The organism is Streptomyces sp. NBC_00885 (assembly GCF_045207475.1).
Classification (GTDB): domain Bacteria; phylum Actinomycetota; class Actinomycetes; order Streptomycetales; family Streptomycetaceae; genus Streptomyces.
Window position 1 is genome coordinate 4,619,768 of the sequence record NZ_CP108796.1, and the last position, 19,309, is coordinate 4,639,076.

Here is a 19,309-nt window from a genome sequence, read left to right on the forward strand (position 1 = left end):
CCGATCCCCTAGTAGGGTCGCGCCCGTGAAGTTCCGGAACGTGACCCCGTGTTTACTCTCCGCAGCCACTCTCGCGCTCTTCCGGTTCGCCAGACGCTCCGCGCGGCCGCCGCTGGTGCTCATCTCCCTCGCCGCCGGCCTCTGGCTCGAACCGGCACTCCACACGTATCTGCTCGTCCCCTGCCTGCTGATCACCGTCCGGGCACGGGCACCGCTGCGGACGGTGCGCCCGGCAGCCCGGCTAGCCCAGCAGTTCGTCCGCGTCCACGATCCGGTACGCGTACCCCTGTTCCGCCAGGAAGCGCTGGCGGTGCGCCGCGAAGTCCTGGTCGATCGTGTCGCGCGCGACCACCGAGTAGAAGTGGGCCTGGTGCCCGTCCGCCTTGGGGCGGAGCACCCGGCCGAGCCGCTGGGCCTCCTCCTGGCGGGAGCCGAAGGTGCCGGACACCTGGATGGCGACGGTCGCCTCCGGCAGGTCGATCGAGAAGTTCGCGACCTTGGAGACGACCAGCACCGAGATCTCGCCCTGCCGGAACGCCTCGAAGAGCTTCTCGCGCTGCGCGTTGGACGTCTCGCCCTTGATGACCGGCGCGTTCAGATGCTCGCCCAGCTCGTCGAGCTGGTCGATGTACTGGCCGATGACGAGGATCTGCTGGCCCGCGAACCGCTGGACCAGCGCCTCCGTCACCTTCCGCTTGGTCGCGGTGGTGGCGCAGAAGCGGTACTTCTCCTCCGTCTCGGCCGTGGCGTACGCGAGCCGCTCGGAGTCGGTGAGATTGACCCGGACCTCCACACAGTCCGCGGGCGCGATGTAGCCCTGCGCCTCGATCTCCTTCCAGGGCGCGTCGAAACGCTTCGGCCCGATCAGCGAGAAGACGTCCGACTCGCGCCCGTCCTCCCGTACGAGCGTGGCGGTCAGACCGAGCCGCCGCCGGGCCTGGAGGTCCGCCGTGAACTTGAACACCGGGGCGGGCAGCAGATGCACCTCGTCGTAGAGGATCAGCCCCCAGTCGCGGGAGTCGAAGAGCTCCAGGTGGGGATAGATCCCCTTCCGCTTCGTCGTCAGCACCTGATAGGTCGCGATGGTGACGGGGCGGATCTCCTTCCTCGTACCGCTGTACTCACCGATCTCGTCCTCGGTCAGTGACGTCCGCTTCACCAGCTCGTGCTTCCACTGCCGGGCGGAGACGGTGTTGGTGACCAGGATCAGGGTGGTCGCCTTGGCCTGCGCCATCGCACCCGCGCCGACAAGCGTCTTGCCCGCGCCGCAGGGCAGCACGACCACGCCCGAACCGCCGTGCCAGAAGCCTTCGACGGCCTGCTTCTGGTACGGGCGCAGCGCCCAGCCGGTCTCGTCCAGCTCGATGGCGTGCGCCTCGCCGTCGACGTAACCGGCGAGGTCCTCGGCGGGCCAGCCGAGCTTCAGCAGCGTCTGCTTGATCTGCCCGCGCTCGGAGGGGTGCACGACCACGGTGTCCGGGTCGATCCGGCTCCCGACCAGCGGCTGGACCTTCCTGGAGCGGAGGATCTCCTCCAGGACGGGCCGGTCGGTGGTGGTCAGCACGAGTCCGTGGGTGGGGTGCTTGGAGAGGGTGAGCCGGCCGTAGCGGGCCATCGTCTCGGCGACATCCACGAGGAGGGCATGCGGGACGGGGTAGCGGGAGTACGCCACGAGCGCGTCGACGACCTGCTCGGCGTCGTGCCCGGCGGCCCGGGCGTTCCACAGGCCGAGCGGGGTGACCCGGTAGGTGTGGATGTGCTCGGGGGCGCGCTCCAGCTCCGCGAAGGGCGCGATGGCCCGACGGCAGTCGTCCGCCAGCTCGTGGTCGACTTCGAGGAGGAGGGTCTTGTCGCTCTGGACGATGAGGGGTCCGTTCACACCTGCGCCCTTTCGGTGAGGCCAAACCTCCAGTGTGCCGTACGCGGCCGCGGGCGTGCCTCAGGTCCTTGTCCGGCCGATCCGGCCTGAGTACCGGGACGGGAGGGATGAGTAGGCGCACGCTGCCGGGGACGTGGGGCGAGGCGGTTGGGTGAGGGCATGGGAATCGAGCCGAATCCGTACGTACCCCCGGTCGCCGGGGGTTTTGTCCCCCACCCGTCGTCCTCGACGGCGGTCGTCCGCGACGCGTACTGGTGGGTGGCACCGGCGCTGTGCACGCCGCTCGTGCTGCTGATGGCGTACGCCGACATCCTGTCGTCCGGCATGCCGCTCGACCACGGCCTGACGCTCGGGTACCTCGTGCCGCTCGCCATGGTGGCGGCGAGCTTGCTGCCGGAGCCCACCATGAGGCGGCGTCCGACGCGGGTCACGCTCGGGCTGCTGGCCTGCTGCCTCGCGTTCTTCTACTCGAAGCTCGTGATGCTGGTGGCGATCGTCGTGTTCCTCGTGCTGCTGCTCACCGGCAATGTGCAGGTCTGAGCGGGCGGGCTCCGCAGGATCCAGTCAGGCGGAGTCGTCCGCGAGTTCGGCGACTCCCGTGATGCGGTGCAGGGGGTACGTGCGGACTTCGTCCGCCGTGTGGTCGTACGCCGTGACGAAGCCGCCCTCCACCCGCACCGGCGCGATGACGCGCTGGCTGGCCGCGCCGTCCGCGTTGACGTAGCCGATCCAGACCGCGGCGCCGGTCATCGCCGCCGCCTGGACTGTGGCCAGGGTCTCGGCGGAGGTGGTGCGTGGCAGCTCGCCGTTCTTCGCGGGTTCCGGGGCGGGTTTGCGCTCCACCGTGGCCGCGAGGTCGCCCGCGCGGATGGCCTTCACCGCCGCGCCGAGCAGCGTGGCGTCCGGCAGGGGCGGGCCGTCCGGGACGGGGGCGGGCGGGGTGCGCGGCGGGGTGCGGCGGGCGTGGGCGCGGGTGATCAGGACGTCGCCCTCGGCGGACTCGGCGGCGGGCGCGTACCCCATGGTCCGCAGGCCGTCGAGCAGTGTCGCGGGGTCGGCCTGGGCGGCCAGGACGGTGGGGGCGAGGCGGCGCAGCCGCAGGCCCTGGGACCGCTTGTCGGCGAGGATTTCGCCGAGCAGAGCGTCGTCGTCGCAGCGTACGTAGGCGGATGCGGCGCCGATCCGCAGATGGCCGTGGCGGCGGGCGACGTCGTCGATGAGGTAGCTGAGCGGCTGCGGCACGGGCGTACGCGAGTGTGTGGCCAGGAAGGTGTGCAGGTCGGACGCGGACCGCCCGGCGTCCAGCGCGCGGCGCACGGAGCCCGGGGTGAAGCGGTAGACGGTCGCCCCGCCCTTGGACTCGACGTCGGCGAGTACGGAGAGGGTCTCGGCGAGCGGTCGCTGAAGGGGGCCGGGTGCGACGGCGGTGAGGTCGGCCTGGAGGAGTACGTGGTCGAGCGGCTCGGGCAGGAGCGGCGCGAGTGCGGCGGTGGCGTCGGCGGCGAGTTCTTCGGCGCGGGCGTGCCTCGCGGCCCCCGTCCCTTCTGTTCCGTCGGCCGGGGCGGTGTCGTGGCCGAGCAGGGCCCGGCCGTGTGCCGACAGTGCGCCGCGGCCCGTGATGCCCAGGACTTCCGCTTCCCTCAGCGTCCAGGCCGCGATGCGCGAGCGCAGATCGGTGGGGCCCACGGCCGCCGCGTTGCGTGCCGCGTTCGCCTCCGGGTCCGCCGTGCCGCTGCCGCGCAGCGGGCGTTCCCAGCGCAGGCGGGCGAGGACGGACTCCGGGTCGGGTGCGGTGCCCGCCGGGAGGGTGGCGAGCAGGTCGAGGACCCGGCGGCGGACCTCGGTCGCGGCGGAGCGGTCGAGGTCGGGGCCGAGGGCGGAGAGGGTGCGGCCTTTGGTGTCCTGGCCGCCGATCAGGCCCGCCGTGCGGGTCGCGGTCAGCCAGGCCGCGGCGAGCCGTGCCCAGCGTTCGGCCGCGGGGAGGGTGAGCCAGTCGTCGTACGCGGGCGTCGGCGCGTATCGTTCGTCCGCCGCGCCGTCCGATGCCAACAGCCCTGCCGCATAGGTGAGTTCCAGCCAGAACCCGGCCATCTGCTCGTTCGTGTCCAGCGCTGCGGCGGTGCGCTTGAGGTCACGTACGGACAGGCCGCCCGACCGCAGTACCGCGGGCCCGCCCTCGTGCCAGTCCTTCAGCAGGTCCTCGACGGTGGAGAGCGCGGTGAACGCCTGACCCGCCGCCGTACTGTCCACAACCTGTGGACGGCCCTGGATGATCGACGTCGTGGCGGCGGGGCTGACCTCGGGCGGCAGCGGCTCGACCGTTCGGTGCGCGCGGCCGGCCCGCAGATGCAGTGCGGCCTCGCGCGGCAGCACGACCGTGCGCGGCGACGCGGGCAGCAGCAGTCCACGGTCGCGCAGCCACCGCACGGGCGGGGTCGGGCTGGCCGTCACCTCCCCGTACGGGGGACCCCAGACCAGCCGGTCCAGGACCGTCAGCGCCTCGGGCGGTGCGGTGTCGAGGAGCGCGGCCATCCGTGTCCGGTCGGTGAACAGCGTGACGAGCGCGGCGACCGCGGAGACCGGGTCGTGCGTGGTCGGCAGCCCGGCGACGGCGAGGATTTCCTGGAGCCGCGTCGGCGACATCCCGGCGGTGGCCTCGGCGACGGTCGGGCCGAGGCCGGTCGGCGACGGCCGGGTGGGGGAGGGGGCGAGGAGTTCGCGCGCGGTGCGCACCAGCCGCAGCCGGTCCGCACCGCCCCAGATGATCGCCTGCCTGCGCAGCACATCCACCGCGTGCGGCAGGGCCGCTTCGATGACCGGATCGCCCTCGTCGCCGGTGAGCAGGCCGCGCAGGGTCTCGTACGGTGCGGGGTCGGGGGCAACGGCCAGTGCCTCGGCGGTCTGCAGCGTGAAGCGGTCGAGCCGCTCCAGTGCCCGGACGACGGAGGCGCGTGTGCCGGCCCGTGTCGCGAGCTGTGTCAGGTCGCCCGGCACGGGGGTCAGCAGATCGGGGCGGGCGCGCAGCAGCGCGGCCAGCTCCTCGTCACCGCGGGTGCGCAGAGCCTCGGCCAGCGTGCGCGGACCGCCGCGGCCGGCCGTACTGCTTCCTTCGGGCATGGTCCCCATCCGCACCACGTTAGTCCCTGGAGCGCTACCGTCGGGGACAGGGCGGGCCCGGGACGGCAGGGCGGCCGGGCAGGGAACGTCAGGGGAACGCCGGTGGGGATCGAGAGCGATCAGCTCGTCTACGACTATCTGAGCCGTGTCGGGGACCTGGCTCAGCAACAGCAACTGCCGTCCGGCACCCGCATGCGGCTGGTGTCGACGCTGCGCGACGAGATCGACCGGCGGCGGGCGAAGTTCGGTTCCGACACCCCCGCGTCGGTACGCCGCATTCTGGGGCGGCTCGGTACGCCGGACGAGGTTGTGGCGGCGGCGTTCGAGGAGAGCGGCGCCGACGCGGGGCGGCCCCCGGCCGCAGCCGCGTCCCCGGCCGCCGTGCCCGAGCAGCGCGCACGGCGCCGTATCCCGCGGCCGCGCAGAGCGGCTCCGGAACAGCCCGATGCTCCCCGGATGTCCGCCGGCGCCGCGCCGCCGCACCTGGCGGGGATGGACGAGCTCGGCCCCTCGGGCAGTGAGCCCGACTGGTGGCGGGTCGAGCCGGGGCCGTTCGGCGCGGGCGAGAGCGTCGCGGGCTTCGTCGGCGGTGTGGAGATCCCCGAAATACTGAAACCCCCGCCGTCCAAGGAGGACTTGGAGGCGCAGGAGGCCGCCGAGGACGCGGCGGAGCCCGAGGAGGAGTACGAGGACGACGACGCGGCGGAGGCCGGGACCGGGCGCCGCCGGTGGCTCCCGCGGCTTCGCCGCCGTACGGAAGGGGCCGGACAACCGCCCGCGTTCGCCAACCCGTTCCTCCTGATCGCCGCCGCTCTGCTGCTCGGGGGCGCCCTCTTCGGCTCCTTCCTCGCCCTCGGTCTCGGCTGGCTTTTCGCCTATGCCTCGCGCCGGCTGTCCCGCGCGGAGGCGAAGTGGGCGGTCGTCGGCCTGCCCGGGGCGGTCGTAGCCGGCGGCCTCGTCTGGCTGTGGGGCCGGGTCAACGGGCGCTGGGGCGAGCCGATCCCGCAGGACGGGATGCGCGACGCGCTGGCCGGGACCTGGCCCTGGGTGGTGAAGGGGGCGGCGGTCGCCTCCGCGCTCTACCTGGTGTGGCGGGCGCGGCGCAACACCGGCTGAGGGCGTCCCGGCGCCCACCCCCTGAGCACCGCGGCGGGGCCGCCGCGGCCCGCTGGGCACAATGGTCCCCATGGCTTCGCACTCGGCTTCGAATTCCGCAACGCACCGGCTCACCGTCGGCTTCGACCTCGACATGACCCTCATCGACTCCCGCCCCGGTATCCGCGCCGCCTATCTAGCGCTGTCCGCCGAGACCGGGGTGTGGATCGACGCCGACCTGGCCGTGACGAGGCTGGGGCCGCCGCTGGAGGAGGAGATGGCGCACTGGTTCCCGGGCGAGGACATCCAGCGGATGTGCGACCGCTACCGCGAGATCTATCCCACGTACGCGATCACGCCGACCCGCGCCCTGCCCGGCGCCCGCGAGGCCGTCGCCGCCGTCCAGGAGCTCGGCGGCCGCGCCATAGTCGTGACCGCCAAGCACGAGCCGAACGCCAAGCTGCACCTCGCCCATCTCGGGATCGCCCCGGACGAGGTCATCGGCTGGCTGTGGGCAGAGGCGAAGGCCGAGGCGCTGCGCGAGCACGGCGCGAGTGTGTACGTCGGCGACCACACCGGGGACGTACGGGGTGCGCGGGCGGCTCAGGCGCTGTCGGTCGCGGTGCCGACGGGGCCGTGCGACGCGGCGGAGCTGCGTGCCGCCGGCGCGGACGTGATCATCGACGATCTGACGGCGTTCCCGGCGTGGCTGCGCGCCTACAGCCAGAACTAGAGTGCGGATTTGGCCTGTCGTCGCTGCGCGGCGATCGAGCGCAGCACACCCGCCGCGGCGATCAGGAAGCCGGCGCCCATCAGCATGCACACCGCGTACGCGATCGGCGGAAACGGTTCGGTCCCCAGAAACAGTGGGGCCACGGTGACCAGTGTGGCAACGGCGCCGACGATGAAGACGATCGCGCCGACGCGCACCAGCCCGTCACCGGGGGCGGGAGGAGTAGCAGTCATCCGGCCAGGGTAGTTCCTTGCGCGTAGGAACCATTCGGCAACGTCTTGTCACCAGCCCCTGGACCATTAGCCTTGGGGGTGGCGGGTCAGGCGACCCGCTGTAGTGCTATCCAGACCGTTTTTCGGTGCCCAGGTTGGTGCCCGATTTCCGGTGCCCCAGTGCCCCAACGAGTACGAGGACGAGGACAGACGTGCCTACCGGCAAGGTCAAGTGGTTCAACAGCGAGAAGGGCTTCGGCTTTCTCTCCCGCGACGACGGCGGCGACGTCTTCGTGCACTCGTCAGTGCTCCCCGCCGGGGTCGAGTCGCTCAAGCCCGGCCAGCGCGTCGAATTCGGCGTGGTGGCAGGCCAGCGCGGTGACCAGGCGCTTTCGGTGACGGTTCTCGACCCGGCCCCGTCCGTGGCGGCGGCGCAGCGGCGCAAGCCCGACGAGCTGGCGTCCATCGTGCAGGACCTGACGACCCTGCTGGAGAACATCACGCCGATGCTGGAGCGCGGCCGGTACCCCGACAAGGTCCACGGCGCGAAGATCGCGGGCCTGCTGCGGGCGGTGGCGGACCAGCTGGACGTGTAGCCGCCTATACGGAAACGAGCGCATCGCGGCCGAGGGGAGGTACGAGCCCCTCGGCCGCGGCGCGTGTCAGCAGGCCGCGCACCGCCGCGTACCCCTCGTCGCCCAGGTCCGCCGTGAACTCATTGACGTAGAGCCCGATGTGCTGGTCGGCCACGGTGGGGTCCATCTCCTGGGCGTGCTCCAGTACGTAGGGCCGGGAGACCTCCGGCTCGTCCCAGGCCATACGCACCGAGATGCGGATCGAATCGGCCAGCAGCTTCAGCGTCGCCCCGCCCAGCGAGCGCTTGGCGATGATCGCGCCGAGCGGGATGGGCAGGCCGGTGCTCGACTCCCAGTGCTCGCCCATGTCGGCCAGGCAGTGCAGGGAAAAGTTCTGATAGGTGAACCGCGCTTCGTGGATGACCAGTCCGGCGTCGACCTTGCCGTCCCGTACGGCGGGCATGATCTCGTGGAACGGCATCACGACCACCTCGCCGACCCCACCGGGCACGACGTCCGCGGCCCACAGCCGGAAAAGCAGATAGGCGGTCGAGCGCTCGCTCGGCACGGCGACGGTCTTTCCCGTCAGATCCGTGCCGGGTTCCTTGGTGAGCACCAGCGGACCGCAGCCCCGGCCGAGCGCGCCGCCGCAGGGCAGCAGCGCGTACTCGTCGAGGACCCAGGGCAGTACGGCGTACGACACCTTCAGCACGTCGAACTCACCGCGCTCGGCCATCGCGTTGGTGATGTCGATGTCCGCGAAACTCACATCGACGGCGGGCGCGCCGGGGACCCGGCCGTGCGCGAGGGCGTCGAATACGAAGGTGTCGTTCGGGCACGGCGAGTACGCGATCTGCAAGGTCACGGCGTTTCCTCCAGGACGGGGGCGAGCAGCTGGAAGGCGTACCGCAGCGAGTCCAGCGCCTGGCCGATGCGCCAGGCCGCACGGTCGCGCGGCCCGACGGGATTGGAGATCGCACGGATCTCCAGGACCGGTACGCGGTGGGCGGCGGCGGCCTCCGCCACCCCGAAGCCCTCCATCGCCTCCGCGGCGGCCCGCGGGTGACGGACGCTCAGCTCGGCGGCGCGGGCGGCGGTGCCGGTGACCGTGGAGACGGTGAGGACGGGCGCATACACGGCGTCGAGAGCCTTGGCGACACGCGCGGACAGTTCGGGCGGCGGAAGGTGGACGCTGCGCCCGAAACCGAGTTCGTCGACGGGCAGAAAGCCGTCGGGGGTGTCGGCGCCGAGATCGGCGGCGACGATCGCGTCGGCGACGACGAGGGAGCCGACAGGGGCGTGTGGCTGGAAACCGCCGCCGATTCCTGCGGAGACGACGAGGTCGTACGAGCCGAGGGCGAGCGCGGTCGCCGCGGTCGCGGCGGCGGCCGCGGGGCCGACCCCGGCGGCCAGCACCTCCACGACGGGCGTCGCGCCGATGCCGGTGAGCCCCGCGGCGACGGAGTCGGCCTCCGCCGCCACCGCGGTCACCACCAGTACGCGCACAGCCCTGCCCTCCGGACTGGGGTCCTTGTCAGGACTCCTTCTCGAACTGGAAGTTCCAGATGCCGATGACCTTCTTGCCGCTGGTCTCCATGATGCCGACGGGGGTCTTGCTGGTCGGCTCGCCGGTCTGCGAGGAGAAGAAGGCGTTGCCGGGGATGGTCCGGTAGCCCTTCTTGTACGGCTCCTGCTCGACGGGCTGGCCGGCGAAGAGCAGCGTCCAGCCGTGGTCGGCGATCTCCGGGTCGACGCCCATGCGGACCTTGTCGTCCAGGGCGACCTTGATGGTCTTGCCGGGCTTCGCGGTGAGGCAGCCCTGCAGCAGCGATTCCTTGATCGGCTTGCCGTCGTTGTAGCAGGCCGCCTCGGAGTGGACCGAGTCCGTCCCGACTGTCACGGTCGCGAGCGGGGTCGGCTTGTCGCAGGCGGAAAGGACGAGGAGCCCGGCGGAGACGGCACCGAGAGCGGCAGCGGCCCGGCGGCGCTTGCCCGAGAAGAACGCAACGGTCATGTCCCGAGGCTATCGGGCCCACCGGGCCCCGCCACGCGGGGGTCCACCGCGCGTCGCGCCCCGCGCAGCGGCAGCCCGCTACGCCACCGTCGCCCGCGGCCTGTCCCCCCGCCGCGCCGCCCCCACCAGTCCCCGCGCCGACAGCACCAGCCCCAGCCCGACGATCCCCGCCGCCACCCACATCCCCACCGTCCCGATCAGCGGCAGCGCGATGCCGATCGCGCCCCCCGCCACCCAGGCCATCTGCAGCAGCGTCTCGGAGCGGGCGAACGCCGAGGTGCGGACCTGTTCCGGGACGTCCCGCTGGATCAGCGCGTCGAGGGACAGCTTGGAGAGCGCCTGGCACAGACCCGCCGTCGCGCCGAGCACGGCCACCATGCCCGCGCCGAAGAACAGCGCCGCGCTGATCGCGGCCAGCAGCACCACACACTGCACCGTCGCGATGATCATCTCCGGCCCGCGGGCCTTCAGCCACGCTCCGACCGTCGTGCCCAGCGCGTTGCCGACGCCCGCCGCGACGCCCACTATCCCCAGTGAGACGGCAGGGCTCTGCCCGTTGAGCGGATGCTCCCGCAGCAGGAAGGCGAGGAAGAAGATCAGGAAGCCGGACAGTGCCCGGAGGGACGCATTGGCCTGCAGCCCGTGCAGTACGGAGGGCCCGACCGTGCGCAGACTCGGCTTCGTCTCGCCGTGCGTCAGCATGTGCGCCTTGCGCTCGCCCTTCGCCGAGTCGACCTTGTGCGGCATGGTGAACGCCCAGTACGCACCCAGCAGGAACAGCGCGCACGCCCCGTACAGCGGCCACTGGGGCGCGATCTTCTGCAGCCCGATACCGATCGGCGCCGCGATCCCCGTCGCCAGCAGCCCGGCCAGCGTCACCCGGGAGTTCGCCTTCACCAGCGAGAACGTCGGCGGCAGCAGCCGCGGCACGACCGCGCTGCGCACCACTCCGTACGCCTTCGAGGCGACCAGCACACCCAGCGCGGCCGGATACAGCTGCAGGCCGCCCGTCTCCACCGCCCCGGACATCGCGAGCGCGAGCACCGCACGGGCGAGCATCGAGGCCGCCATCGCCGCCCGGCGGCCGTGCGGGATGCGGTCCAGAAGCGGTCCGATGACGGGGGCCAGCAGGGTGAAGGGCAGCATCGTGACGGCGAGGTAGAGCGCGACGCGGCCGCGTGCCTCGTCCGTCGGTACGGAGAAGAAAACCGTCGACGCGAGCGCGACGGTGATCATGACATCTCCCGCGCCGTTCACGGCGTGGAGTTCGATCAGTTTCCCGAGGCCGGACTCGCCCGCGCCGTGCGCGTGCGTCGCCCTGCGGATGCCGCGCGCCGTGCCCGTGAAAGGGAGATGCAGGGCACGCCCAACCGCCCGGCCTGCTCTTCTGAGCTGCCCGGCGCCTTCGGACGACCGTACGGCTGCCACTCCGTCATAGTGCCCCAAGCGCCGCCCACGCGAACGGTGATGCCGTGTTGTTAGCCCCTTGTTGGGGCGGGCAGGTGGGCGGCGGGCGGCGGAGGGGGTAGCGTGCGTAGCGCGCCACCGGCGGTTGTTCTCGGCCGCGCGCCTCTTCGGCATCCCGCAGAATGGATGACGGTAGGTGTGCCCGAGACACGGTTGGTCTGGGCGCGGACGTCGATGCGGCCCCTTGGTCCGCTCCGCCTGCGGCCCGTACCTCGCGAATCGGCCGGCGCACCCGTGATACGGCGTAGGAGAGAAGCGAGACCTGTGAGTGCTGCGACGACGCGAAGCCGTACCCCTGACCGTCTGTGCGCCGAGGCGGTAGACCTAGCCCGGGCGGCGGCCGAGGAGGCCGCGGCCCCGGGGGTGGTCGGCGAGCATGTGTCCCTCGTCTCGGAGGGAGACCGCGTCGTCACGCACTTCTTCGAGTGCAAGGAGATCGGCTACCGGGGCTGGCGCTGGGCGGTGACCGTCGCCCGGGCCTCGCGCGCCAAGGTCGTCACCCTCGACGAAACCGTCCTGCTGCCCGGCCCCGACGCACTGCTGGCGCCCGAGTGGGTGCCGTGGAGCGAGCGGCTGCGGCCCGGCGACATGGGCCCCGGCGATCTGCTGCCCACCGAGGCGGACGATCTGCGGCTGGAGCCCGGCTTCTCCGGCGAGGACTCGCCGCCGCCGAACTCCGCGGTGTCGGAGGAGATGGCCGAACTGGTCGAGGCGGAGGACGCGGAGGTCACCTCGGGCCCGCCGGCCTCGCTGCCGCTGGCTCCCTCCCGCGGCTCGATCTCTGCGGTCGCCGAGGAGCTCGGCATGCGCCGGGCCAGAGTGCTGTCCCGGTACGGGCTGCATATCGCCGCGGACCGCTGGGACGAGTCCTTCGGCGCGAAGACCCCGATGGCACAGGCGGCCCCCGCGGCGTGCGTGACATGCGGCTTCCTGGTCCCGATCGCGGGCTCGCTGCGGCAGGCCTTCGGCGTGTGCGCGAACGAGTTCTCGCCGGCGGACGGGCGGATCGTCTCCCTGGCGTACGGCTGCGGAGGTCACTCGGAGGCGGCCGTGATGCCGAAGCCGCCGGTGCCGCCGCCGCCGGTGCTGGACACGATGGGCGCGGACGAGTTCCCGCTGCGCCCGGCGCGGGACGGCGGCTCGGTCTCCGAGCCGGACGGCGCGTCGGAGGACCTGGGCCACTCCTGACGTCACCGGGTCCGTGGCGCGGGCCTTGTTTGTTCCCCAGCCCGCCCTCCCCCTACGGCCTGGCGGCCGTGGGAGGTACCCCCATCCCGAACTGGGGGCAGGCCCCCAGACCCCCGTACGCGCTTCGCGCGTGTCCTCAAACGCCGGACGGGCTGAATGTGCGGCTCGGCCGCACATTTCAGCCCCTCCGGCGTTTGAGGAGCGGGGTCCGGGGCGGAGCCCCGGTTAAGGGAACGGGCGGGGTGGGGAACAGCCCCGCGCAGCGGCACCCGCACCGCACCGCACCACAACCCCCCGCCCCGAGGTACCTTCGGCCGCACAGGCATGCGCGGCAAACGCCCGCACCCGGAGAGAGCGGAGTCACAGCGTGAGCGTCAGGACGACCGAGTGGGCCGACCCGTTCGGGACGGCGCGGCTGCGGCGCGGGGTGCTCGACGCGTGGGGGGCCTCGCCCGCCCGCTTCCGGGAGGACGCCAACGCCGAGGAGGACCTCGCGCTCGGCGGCTACCGGGACCGCCTCGTCGTCGAGCTCGCCCAGAACGCCGCCGACGCGGCCGCCCGCGCCAAGGTGCCGGGCCGCCTGCGGCTGACGCTGCGGCCGGGCACCGGCGACCAGCCCGCCGTCCTCGCCGCCGCGAACACCGGCGCGCCCCTGGACGCCACCGGCGTCGAGTCCCTGAGCACCCTGCGCGCCAGCGCCAAGCGCGAGGGCCACGAGTCCGCCGTCGGCCGGTTCGGCGTCGGCTTCGCGGCCGTCCTCGCGGTGAGCGACGAGCCCGCGGTCGTCGGACGCCACGGCGGCGTGCGCTGGTCCCTCGCGGAGGCCAGGGGACTGGCCGAGGAGGCGGCCCAGGCGAGCCCCGGCCTCGGTGACGAGCTGCGCCGCCGGGACGGGCACGTACCGCTGCTGCGGCTGCCGCTGCCCGCCGAGGGCACGGCCCCCGAGGGCTACGACACCGTGGTCGTCCTGCCGCTGCGGGACGGCGCCGCGGTCGACCTGGTGGAGCGGCTGCTCGCCGGGATCGACGACGCGCTGCTGCTCACGCTGACCGGACTCTCCGAGATCGTCGTCGAAACTCCGCGCGGCGTACGGGAGTTGAGGCGCTCCGTGCACGGGGCGTACGTACATGTCGAGGACAGCGTGCAGGGCGACCGGCGCTGGCGCGTCGTCAGCCACGGCGGCGGCATCGAGCCCGCGCTGCTCGCGGACCGGCCGGTCGAGGAGCGGCTGCGGCCGTTCTGGACGGTCACCTGGGCCGTGCCCGTGGACGATGCGGGCGCTCCGGCCCGGCCGCGTACAGCCCCCGTGGTGCACGCGCCCACGCCCACCGACGAACCCCTCGGCGTGCCCGCGCTGCTGATCGCGTCCCTCCCGCTGGACACCACCCGCCGCCACCCGGCGCCCGGGCCGCTCACCGAATTCCTGGTGCGCAAGGCCGCGGACGCGTACGCCGAACTGCTCGGCAGCTGGCAGCCGGTGACCGTCGGCACGATCGACCTGGTGCCGGGCCCGCTCGGCAAGGGTGAGCTGGACGGCAAGCTGCGGGCGGAGATCCTGGAGCGTCTTCCGCGTACGGCGTTCCTGGAGGCGGCCGCACCGCGGGACGTGTCCGGCGAGGACACCGGTCTGCCGGACCGCGAGATCTCCGCCGGGCTGCGCCCGATCGAGGCGGAGGTCCTGGAGGGCGCGGGCACGGAGACGGTCCAGGTGCTGGCCGAGGTGCTGCCGAGCCTGCTGCCCGCGGGTCTTGAGCGCCGCGTCGAGCTGCGGACGCTCGGTGTCGCGCGGGTGCCGCTGACCGAGGCGGTCGACCGGCTCGCGGGTCTTGAGCGCGAGCCCGGCTGGTGGCAGCGCCTGTACGACAGCCTCGCCGGGGTCGACCCCGACCGGCTGTCCGGGCTTCCCGTGCCCCTCGCCGACGGCCGTACGACGATCGGGCCACGCCAGACGCTGCTGCCACTGGCCGAGACGCCACCGCAGCTGGCCCGGCTCGGCCTGAAGGTCGTCCATCCCGATGCCGCGCACCCCCTTCTGGAGAAGCTGGGTGCCCTGCCCGCGACACCGCGCGCCGTACTGACGACGCCGCAGGTCCGCGCGGCGGTCGCGGGCTCGCTGGACGCGGGCGAGGTCTGGGACGAGGACGCGCTGGACGCGGACGAGCTCGCGGAGACGGTGCTCGCACTCGTACGGGACGCGGGCCTCGAACCCGGGGACGAACCGTGGCTGGGGGCGCTGGCCCTGTCCGACGAGGACGGGGAACTCGCGCCCGCGGGTGAACTGGTGCTGCCCGGCAGCCCGTTCGCGTCGATCATGCGGGAGGACGAACTCGCGCTCTGCGACGCCGAGTTGGCCGAGCGCTGGGGAGAGCAGCCGCTCGCCGCGTGCGGTGTGCTGGCGAATTTCGCGCTCGTACGGGCCACGGACGTGGTCCTTGACCCCGATGAACTGGAGCCCCGCGAGGGGGACTTCGCCGAGCCCGACGACGCGGGGCTGCTCGACGCGGTCGACGTGTGGTGCGAGGACGTCCTCGACCGGCTGCCGGACACACCCGTGCCGCCGGTCGCCACGGAGGTCGTCGCCGTCCGTGACCTGGACCTGGTCGACGACGACTGCTGGCCGCAGGCACTGGCGCTGCTGGCGCAGCCGCCGCTGCGGGACGCGCTCACCCAGTCCGTACGGATCCTGCTGCCGGACGGCACGACGGAGACGGTCCGTCCGTACACGGCATGGTGGCTGCGGGACCATCCGGTCCTGGACGGCCGCCGTCCGGCGGGCCTGCGGGCGGCGGGCGCGGACCCGCTGCTGGCGGGCCTGTACGAGTCCGCCGACACCACGGGCTTCGAGGACGCCCAGGTCCTGCAGGCCCTCGGCGTCCGCACCTCGGTCGCCGCACTGCTCGACGAGCCCGGCGGCGCGGCCGAACTCCTCGGCCGCCTGGCCGACCCTTCGCGCCCGGTGCGGGCGGCCCAACTCCACGCCCTGTACACGGCGCTGGCGGATCTCGACCCGGAGCAGGTCACGCTCCCGGACGACCTGCGCGCGGTCGTGGACGGCGAGGTCCGCGTCGTCGACGCGGCGGACGCGGTGGTCGCGGACGCGCCGGATCTGCTCCCCCTGGCGGCGGGCCTGCCGCTGCTCCCGGTGACGCCGTCGCGCGCCGCGGAACTGGCGGAACTGTTCCAGGTCCGCCGGCTGAGCGAGACGGTAGCGGCGGAGGTGACGACGCAGGGCGAGGAACACGAGGTCCCCGAGTCGGTCCACGTCCTGCTCGGCCCGTCCACGCCGGCGACGTACATCGAGCACGACGAACTGATCGCAGGCGGCACCGAACTGGAATGGCGCCGCACCCCGGACGGCGTGATCCACGCCTCCACGGTGGAGGGCGTGGCGGCGGGCCTGGCCTGGTCGGCGGGCCAGTGGCCCCGGCGCTTCGAGGTGGCGGCGCTGCTGGAAGACCCGTCCCGCACGGAGGAACTGGCCCGGGACCGCTGGTTCGACTGACCCGAGCACGCGGGAAGGGGGCGCCTCTAGGCGCCCCCTTCTTCGTACCGTGCGTCAGACAGGTCCTAGCGGACGTCAACGAAGACGACTGGCGAGGCGGCCGCCCCCACACCGGCCGTGCGGGGCAGCAGCCAGCGCCAGTTGGCGTCGTACGCGGCCTTGGGCGCCGATGTGACCGTGCCCGTCGCGTCGGCGGTCACCTTGGCGGCGATGGTGTACGCCGAGGTGCCCGGCTTGCGGAACTCCAGCTGCACCGTCTTCCCCGGCAGCGCATTCCAGCGGCCGGTCGACCAGTCGGCGATCCCGGCGATGCCGGAGACGGTGAACGCCGTGCCCTTGGTCACCGGAACGGTCGGGGCGTTGATCGTCACGCGCGTCTCGCGCAGGATCTGGGCCGTGCCGAGATCGCTCTGATCGGTGAAACTCCGTCCGTCGAGGGAGCGTGCCCAGATGGCGGCTTTCCACTCACCGGCGAGATCGTTTCGGCCGAGCATGCTGCGTGCGTTGAGTTGGAAAGGCGCCTCGCACGCGGACGTGGTGGCGTCCACTGTGGTGCAGACGGGGGCCCATGTGCGGATCACGGCATCCGGCCCTCCGGGGTCACTCCGGTGGAGGAGCACGCCTGTATCCGCCAGTCCTGCCGGGTCGGTGACCGTGTACCGCACTGTGTACGGAGTCTTGTTCGGATCGTCGTACATGACCGGCGCGATCACCCTGCCGTTGTTGACGACGACGTTCGTGATCCTGGTGGAGCCCACGGTCTCGTCGGACGTGGGCGCCGGGCCGGCGAACGCCCGGACCACTGTCCTGCGTACGCTCGACCCCTCGGAATCCTTGCCGCTCACGCGCAGAGAGATGTACCGCGCGCCCTGCGGGACGGACAGCTCGGCCGAGGCCCGCCCGCCCGAGTCCGCGACGGGCAGAGCGGTCCACGTCGCGCCGTCGTCGGCGGAGTAGTCCAGGCCGGTCACGGTCGGCGTCGCCCCCGCCGTACGAGAGGTGGCGACCGCCTCGATCGTGATGGGCGCAGCGCCCGCCGCATTGCGGATGTCGAGGCCGTCGACGCGAACGTCGACGTCCGCGAGCGGCAGTTTGCCCTCGTAGGCGGAGTAACCGTCGGAGCTGAACGCCCACTCGGTCGTCTGCCGGGTGGAGAACCGGGTGGGCCGTCCCTTGTGCCGCACCGTGTGGGTCAGCTCGTAAGGAGTCCGCGTCTGCGGGACGGTGGCGGTCCACGTCATGGGGATCTCCAGGTCCTTCACCTCGGCGATCTTCGTGCCGCGCGAGGTGAGCAGGAAGTCCTGGACGGCCTCGAAGTCGGTTCCCTCGTGGCCGAGCGTGTCGCTGAAGGCCCATGGCTCGTACACCGACAGCTTGGAGCCTCGCTGGACCGCGCCGGAGGGTGAGAAGGGGCGAGCGGCGAAGGGCGCGACACCGAACGTCTCGTCCGGACCGGTGCCCTTGGGGAGGGTGCGTGGCTTCGCGTCGAGCGTGGGGCCCCCGTCGTACGAGACACTGCGGCCGAAGGCCTGACCCGGCGTCGTGTACTCCGTGACTGTGGAGGGGAAGCGGACCGGGGACGGGAGGTTGACGCCGGGCGAGTCGCTGACGTCGGCCCATGACGAGAACCAGCCTGTGGTGTCGTCGCCCGCCGAACGCAGGGTGGTGACCGTTCGCGCCAGGTCGGCCGTGCGTACCTGGACCTTGGGCGAGGCGGGCACGCCGCCGGGGAAGGCGTGGAAGAGGTTGTATCGGTACGGGCTCGGGTTGTTGCCCGTGGTCCCCGCCTTCACCAGCACTTCGTGGACGCGCAGCGAGGCGCCGGGCAATGAGAGGGGCGTCACGTAGACCTTGTTGCCCCAGCCGCCCAGGAATCCGACGATGTCCCCGTTCGGCATGCGCATCCACACCGCGGCGGCGTAGCGGCGCGCGGACGAGTCGTCCGCGGTGATCCCCGTCTCCTTGGCGATGCTCGCGTCGAGAGTCACGGTCACGCCGCGGTCCCTCACGGTGAACGTCTTGGTGAGGAGATGGTCGGGCTGCTGCCAGTTGCTGAACATCCCGACGGTGATGTAGTCGCCGGGCGGCAGCGAGACCTTGCCGGAGCTGCCGAACTGCTCCTCGTCGACCTCGTAGTGGGTCCAGGTCTTGCGGTCCCACACCTGAATGATGGGTCCGAAGTGGTCGGCGTTGGCGAGCTGGATCTTCACCGCGTACGCGGCGAGCGCGGCACGCGGAGCGGTAGCGGACCTTGTCGGTGCCCCGATGCCGACTGTGGTGGCCTTCGCGGGCTTCTTCAGCCCCACGGGCTGCACCTGCAGCCTGCCCCCCGCGGTGCTGAACGCGTACTGGCCGATCTGCTCGCCCTGCCGCTTCGGCACGATACGGAAGCCGGGATGCGACTTCCCCCGGGCCGGGACGACTTCCAGCCGCTCACCGGTGGCGAGCCTCGCCCCTGCGGCCGGAACCGGAGCCGCTGCGGACGGGGCCGACGGCGCCCCGGCTGCCTGCCCCCATCCCGGCGCGAGCACGACGGCGCTCGCCGCCAGCGTCCCCACCAGCACGCCGTACACGGTTCTTCGAAGTTTTGCGGTACGCCGCAGTATCAATGCGGATCTCCCCACCCCTTGTCACCCGGGCGTCTCCCACGCCTCGGATGTCACAGCGATCACTGTGGTGGGGCGTAGCGTAATCGCACTGGTCACGGGTTCAGTGTCCGCCCTTGGGTTCCATGCAGCCGCCCTCCATGTGGTGGCCGTGGGCCTCGACCTTCACGGGCGAGGTCAGCATGCCGGTGATGCACGGGCCCGCCTCCGGGACGCTGAACGTGAAGCCCAGGGAGCCTCCCGTCTTGTACACCTCGACGATGGACTCGGGGTAGCCGAGAGCGGTCAGCTTGGACCGCAGGTCCGCCTCGCTGTGGACGGCCTCCAGCGCGGCCGTGATCCGCTTCGCGTGTGCCTGCCCGCGGCACAGCGCGGTGCCCTCGGGCTTCCGCGGAGACGGTCCGGACCTGCGCGGACGCGGTGGCGATGGCGGCACCGGAGGCTCGGGCTCCTCGCCACGCGGCACGTCGTAGAAGAACGTCCGGGTACGCAGCACGCCGCCCAGGCCGCGCTCGCGCCGTCGCTCCAGATAGCCGTCCGCCTCCAGTTCCCGCAGGGCCCGGGAGATGAGGATCTCGCCCTCGGTGAAGTGCTCGCACAGTGCGTCGATGCGTACGGGTGCGCCGTCCGGCAGCGAGAGGATGTAGGCCGCAACGCCGACCGTGACCGCGCTTCCGCGGCGCTGCACAAGGGCGTTGGCGATCACCGTGAAGTCGGCGGCGAGCCGGGTACGGACGTGGATCACGCCGGAGGTCGGTGCTCCGGCGGGGGCGCGCAGGGGCGCGTTAGACTGCGATTCAGCCATCGGGAAGGTGTTGCTTCCTGATCGGTGAGGCCCTCGATCAGGATTGCCGTCCTGGCCGGGGGCCGTCATATGTCTGGGGTTGTTGCGGCGAACGTAACCGCCAACTTCCCGCCCCC

15 protein-coding genes are annotated in these 19,309 nt (G+C 72.6%); 6 read left to right on the plus strand and 9 right to left on the minus strand.

Features of this window, described 5'->3' with window-relative positions; all coding sequences use genetic code 11:
* Window positions 1-241: 241 nt before the first annotated feature.
* Window positions 242-1,879, minus strand: coding sequence for a DNA repair helicase XPB (locus OHA61_RS21015; RefSeq protein WP_361917325.1), 1,638 nt, complete (start codon window positions 1,877-1,879; stop codon window positions 242-244).
* A gap of 159 nt (window positions 1,880-2,038) precedes the next feature.
* Here OHA61_RS21015 and OHA61_RS21020 point away from each other — a divergent pair, with 159 nt between their 5' ends.
* Window positions 2,039-2,419 (plus strand): hypothetical protein, encoded by a 381-nt coding sequence (locus OHA61_RS21020; protein WP_406304304.1) that lies wholly within the window; start codon window positions 2,039-2,041, stop codon window positions 2,417-2,419.
* Window positions 2,420-2,443: 24 nt separating this feature from the next.
* Here the strand turns inward: OHA61_RS21020 and OHA61_RS21025 are convergent, their stop codons facing one another.
* Window positions 2,444-5,005, minus strand: coding sequence for a helicase-associated domain-containing protein (locus tag OHA61_RS21025; protein ID WP_406304305.1), 2,562 nt, complete (start codon window positions 5,003-5,005; stop codon window positions 2,444-2,446).
* A 93-nt stretch (window positions 5,006-5,098) separates the two neighbouring features.
* On the opposite strand from OHA61_RS21025, the gene OHA61_RS21030 reads away from it, so the two are divergent.
* Together OHA61_RS21030 and OHA61_RS21035 are read left to right on the plus strand one after the other, a co-directional pair.
* The gene (locus tag OHA61_RS21030; protein WP_406304306.1) at window positions 5,099-6,112 is read left to right on the plus strand and encodes a hypothetical protein; all 1,014 of its coding nucleotides are present in this window, start codon (window positions 5,099-5,101) and stop codon (window positions 6,110-6,112) included.
* Window positions 6,113-6,173: 61 nt separating this feature from the next.
* Window positions 6,174-6,824, plus strand: a complete 651-nt coding sequence (locus OHA61_RS21035; protein WP_406304307.1) for an HAD family hydrolase — start codon at window positions 6,174-6,176, stop codon at window positions 6,822-6,824.
* On the opposite strand, the gene OHA61_RS21040 is transcribed toward OHA61_RS21035, so the two are convergent.
* Window positions 6,821-7,057 (minus strand): hypothetical protein, encoded by a 237-nt coding sequence (locus OHA61_RS21040; protein ID WP_266481301.1) that lies wholly within the window; start codon window positions 7,055-7,057, stop codon window positions 6,821-6,823. The two genes, OHA61_RS21035 and OHA61_RS21040, sit on opposite strands and share 4 nt — an antisense overlap.
* Window positions 7,058-7,248: 191 nt before the next feature.
* Between OHA61_RS21040 and OHA61_RS21045 the strand changes: the two genes are divergently transcribed.
* The gene (locus tag OHA61_RS21045; RefSeq protein WP_323136066.1) at window positions 7,249-7,632 is read left to right on the plus strand and encodes a cold-shock protein; all 384 of its coding nucleotides are present in this window, start codon (window positions 7,249-7,251) and stop codon (window positions 7,630-7,632) included.
* Between the two features lie 4 nt (window positions 7,633-7,636).
* Here the strand turns inward: OHA61_RS21045 and OHA61_RS21050 are convergent, their stop codons facing one another.
* From OHA61_RS21050 to OHA61_RS21065, 4 genes are all read right to left on the minus strand, one after another.
* Complete coding sequence (locus OHA61_RS21050; protein ID WP_406304308.1) at window positions 7,637-8,476, minus strand: 1,4-dihydroxy-6-naphthoate synthase; 840 nt, start codon at window positions 8,474-8,476, stop codon at window positions 7,637-7,639.
* Window positions 8,473-9,117: a futalosine hydrolase gene (locus tag OHA61_RS21055; RefSeq protein WP_406304309.1), complete on the minus strand. Its 645-nt coding sequence runs from the start codon at window positions 9,115-9,117 to the stop codon at window positions 8,473-8,475. Before OHA61_RS21055 ends, OHA61_RS21050 begins: the two co-directional genes overlap by 4 nt.
* A gap of 28 nt (window positions 9,118-9,145) precedes the next feature.
* Window positions 9,146-9,625 (minus strand): DUF2771 domain-containing protein, encoded by a 480-nt coding sequence (locus tag OHA61_RS21060; protein WP_361917307.1) that lies wholly within the window; start codon window positions 9,623-9,625, stop codon window positions 9,146-9,148.
* A 78-nt stretch (window positions 9,626-9,703) separates the two neighbouring features.
* Entirely contained in the window at window positions 9,704-11,053 is a 1,350-nt protein-coding gene (locus OHA61_RS21065) for an MFS transporter (RefSeq protein WP_406304310.1), read from the minus strand.
* A 303-nt stretch (window positions 11,054-11,356) separates the two neighbouring features.
* Here OHA61_RS21065 and OHA61_RS21070 point away from each other — a divergent pair, with 303 nt between their 5' ends.
* Together OHA61_RS21070 and OHA61_RS21075 are read left to right on the plus strand one after the other, a co-directional pair.
* On the plus strand, window positions 11,357-12,280 hold the full coding sequence (locus OHA61_RS21070) for a DUF3027 domain-containing protein (protein ID WP_406304311.1): 924 nt from the start codon (window positions 11,357-11,359) through the stop codon (window positions 12,278-12,280).
* A gap of 367 nt (window positions 12,281-12,647) precedes the next feature.
* On the plus strand, window positions 12,648-15,782 hold the full coding sequence (locus OHA61_RS21075) for a sacsin N-terminal ATP-binding-like domain-containing protein (RefSeq protein WP_406304312.1): 3,135 nt from the start codon (window positions 12,648-12,650) through the stop codon (window positions 15,780-15,782).
* Window positions 15,783-15,847: 65 nt separating this feature from the next.
* On the opposite strand, the gene OHA61_RS21080 is transcribed toward OHA61_RS21075, so the two are convergent.
* Both OHA61_RS21080 and OHA61_RS21085 read right to left on the minus strand, forming a co-directional pair.
* Window positions 15,848-18,346 carry a hypothetical protein gene (locus OHA61_RS21080; protein ID WP_406304313.1) on the minus strand — a complete coding sequence of 833 codons (2,499 nt, stop codon included), beginning with the start codon at window positions 18,344-18,346 and terminating at the stop codon, window positions 15,848-15,850.
* 145 nt (window positions 18,347-18,491) lie between these two features.
* A complete protein-coding gene (locus OHA61_RS21085; RefSeq protein WP_406304314.1) occupies window positions 18,492-19,193 on the minus strand; it encodes a hypothetical protein in 702 nt (233 codons plus the stop codon).
* Window positions 19,194-19,309: the final 116 nt, after the last annotated feature.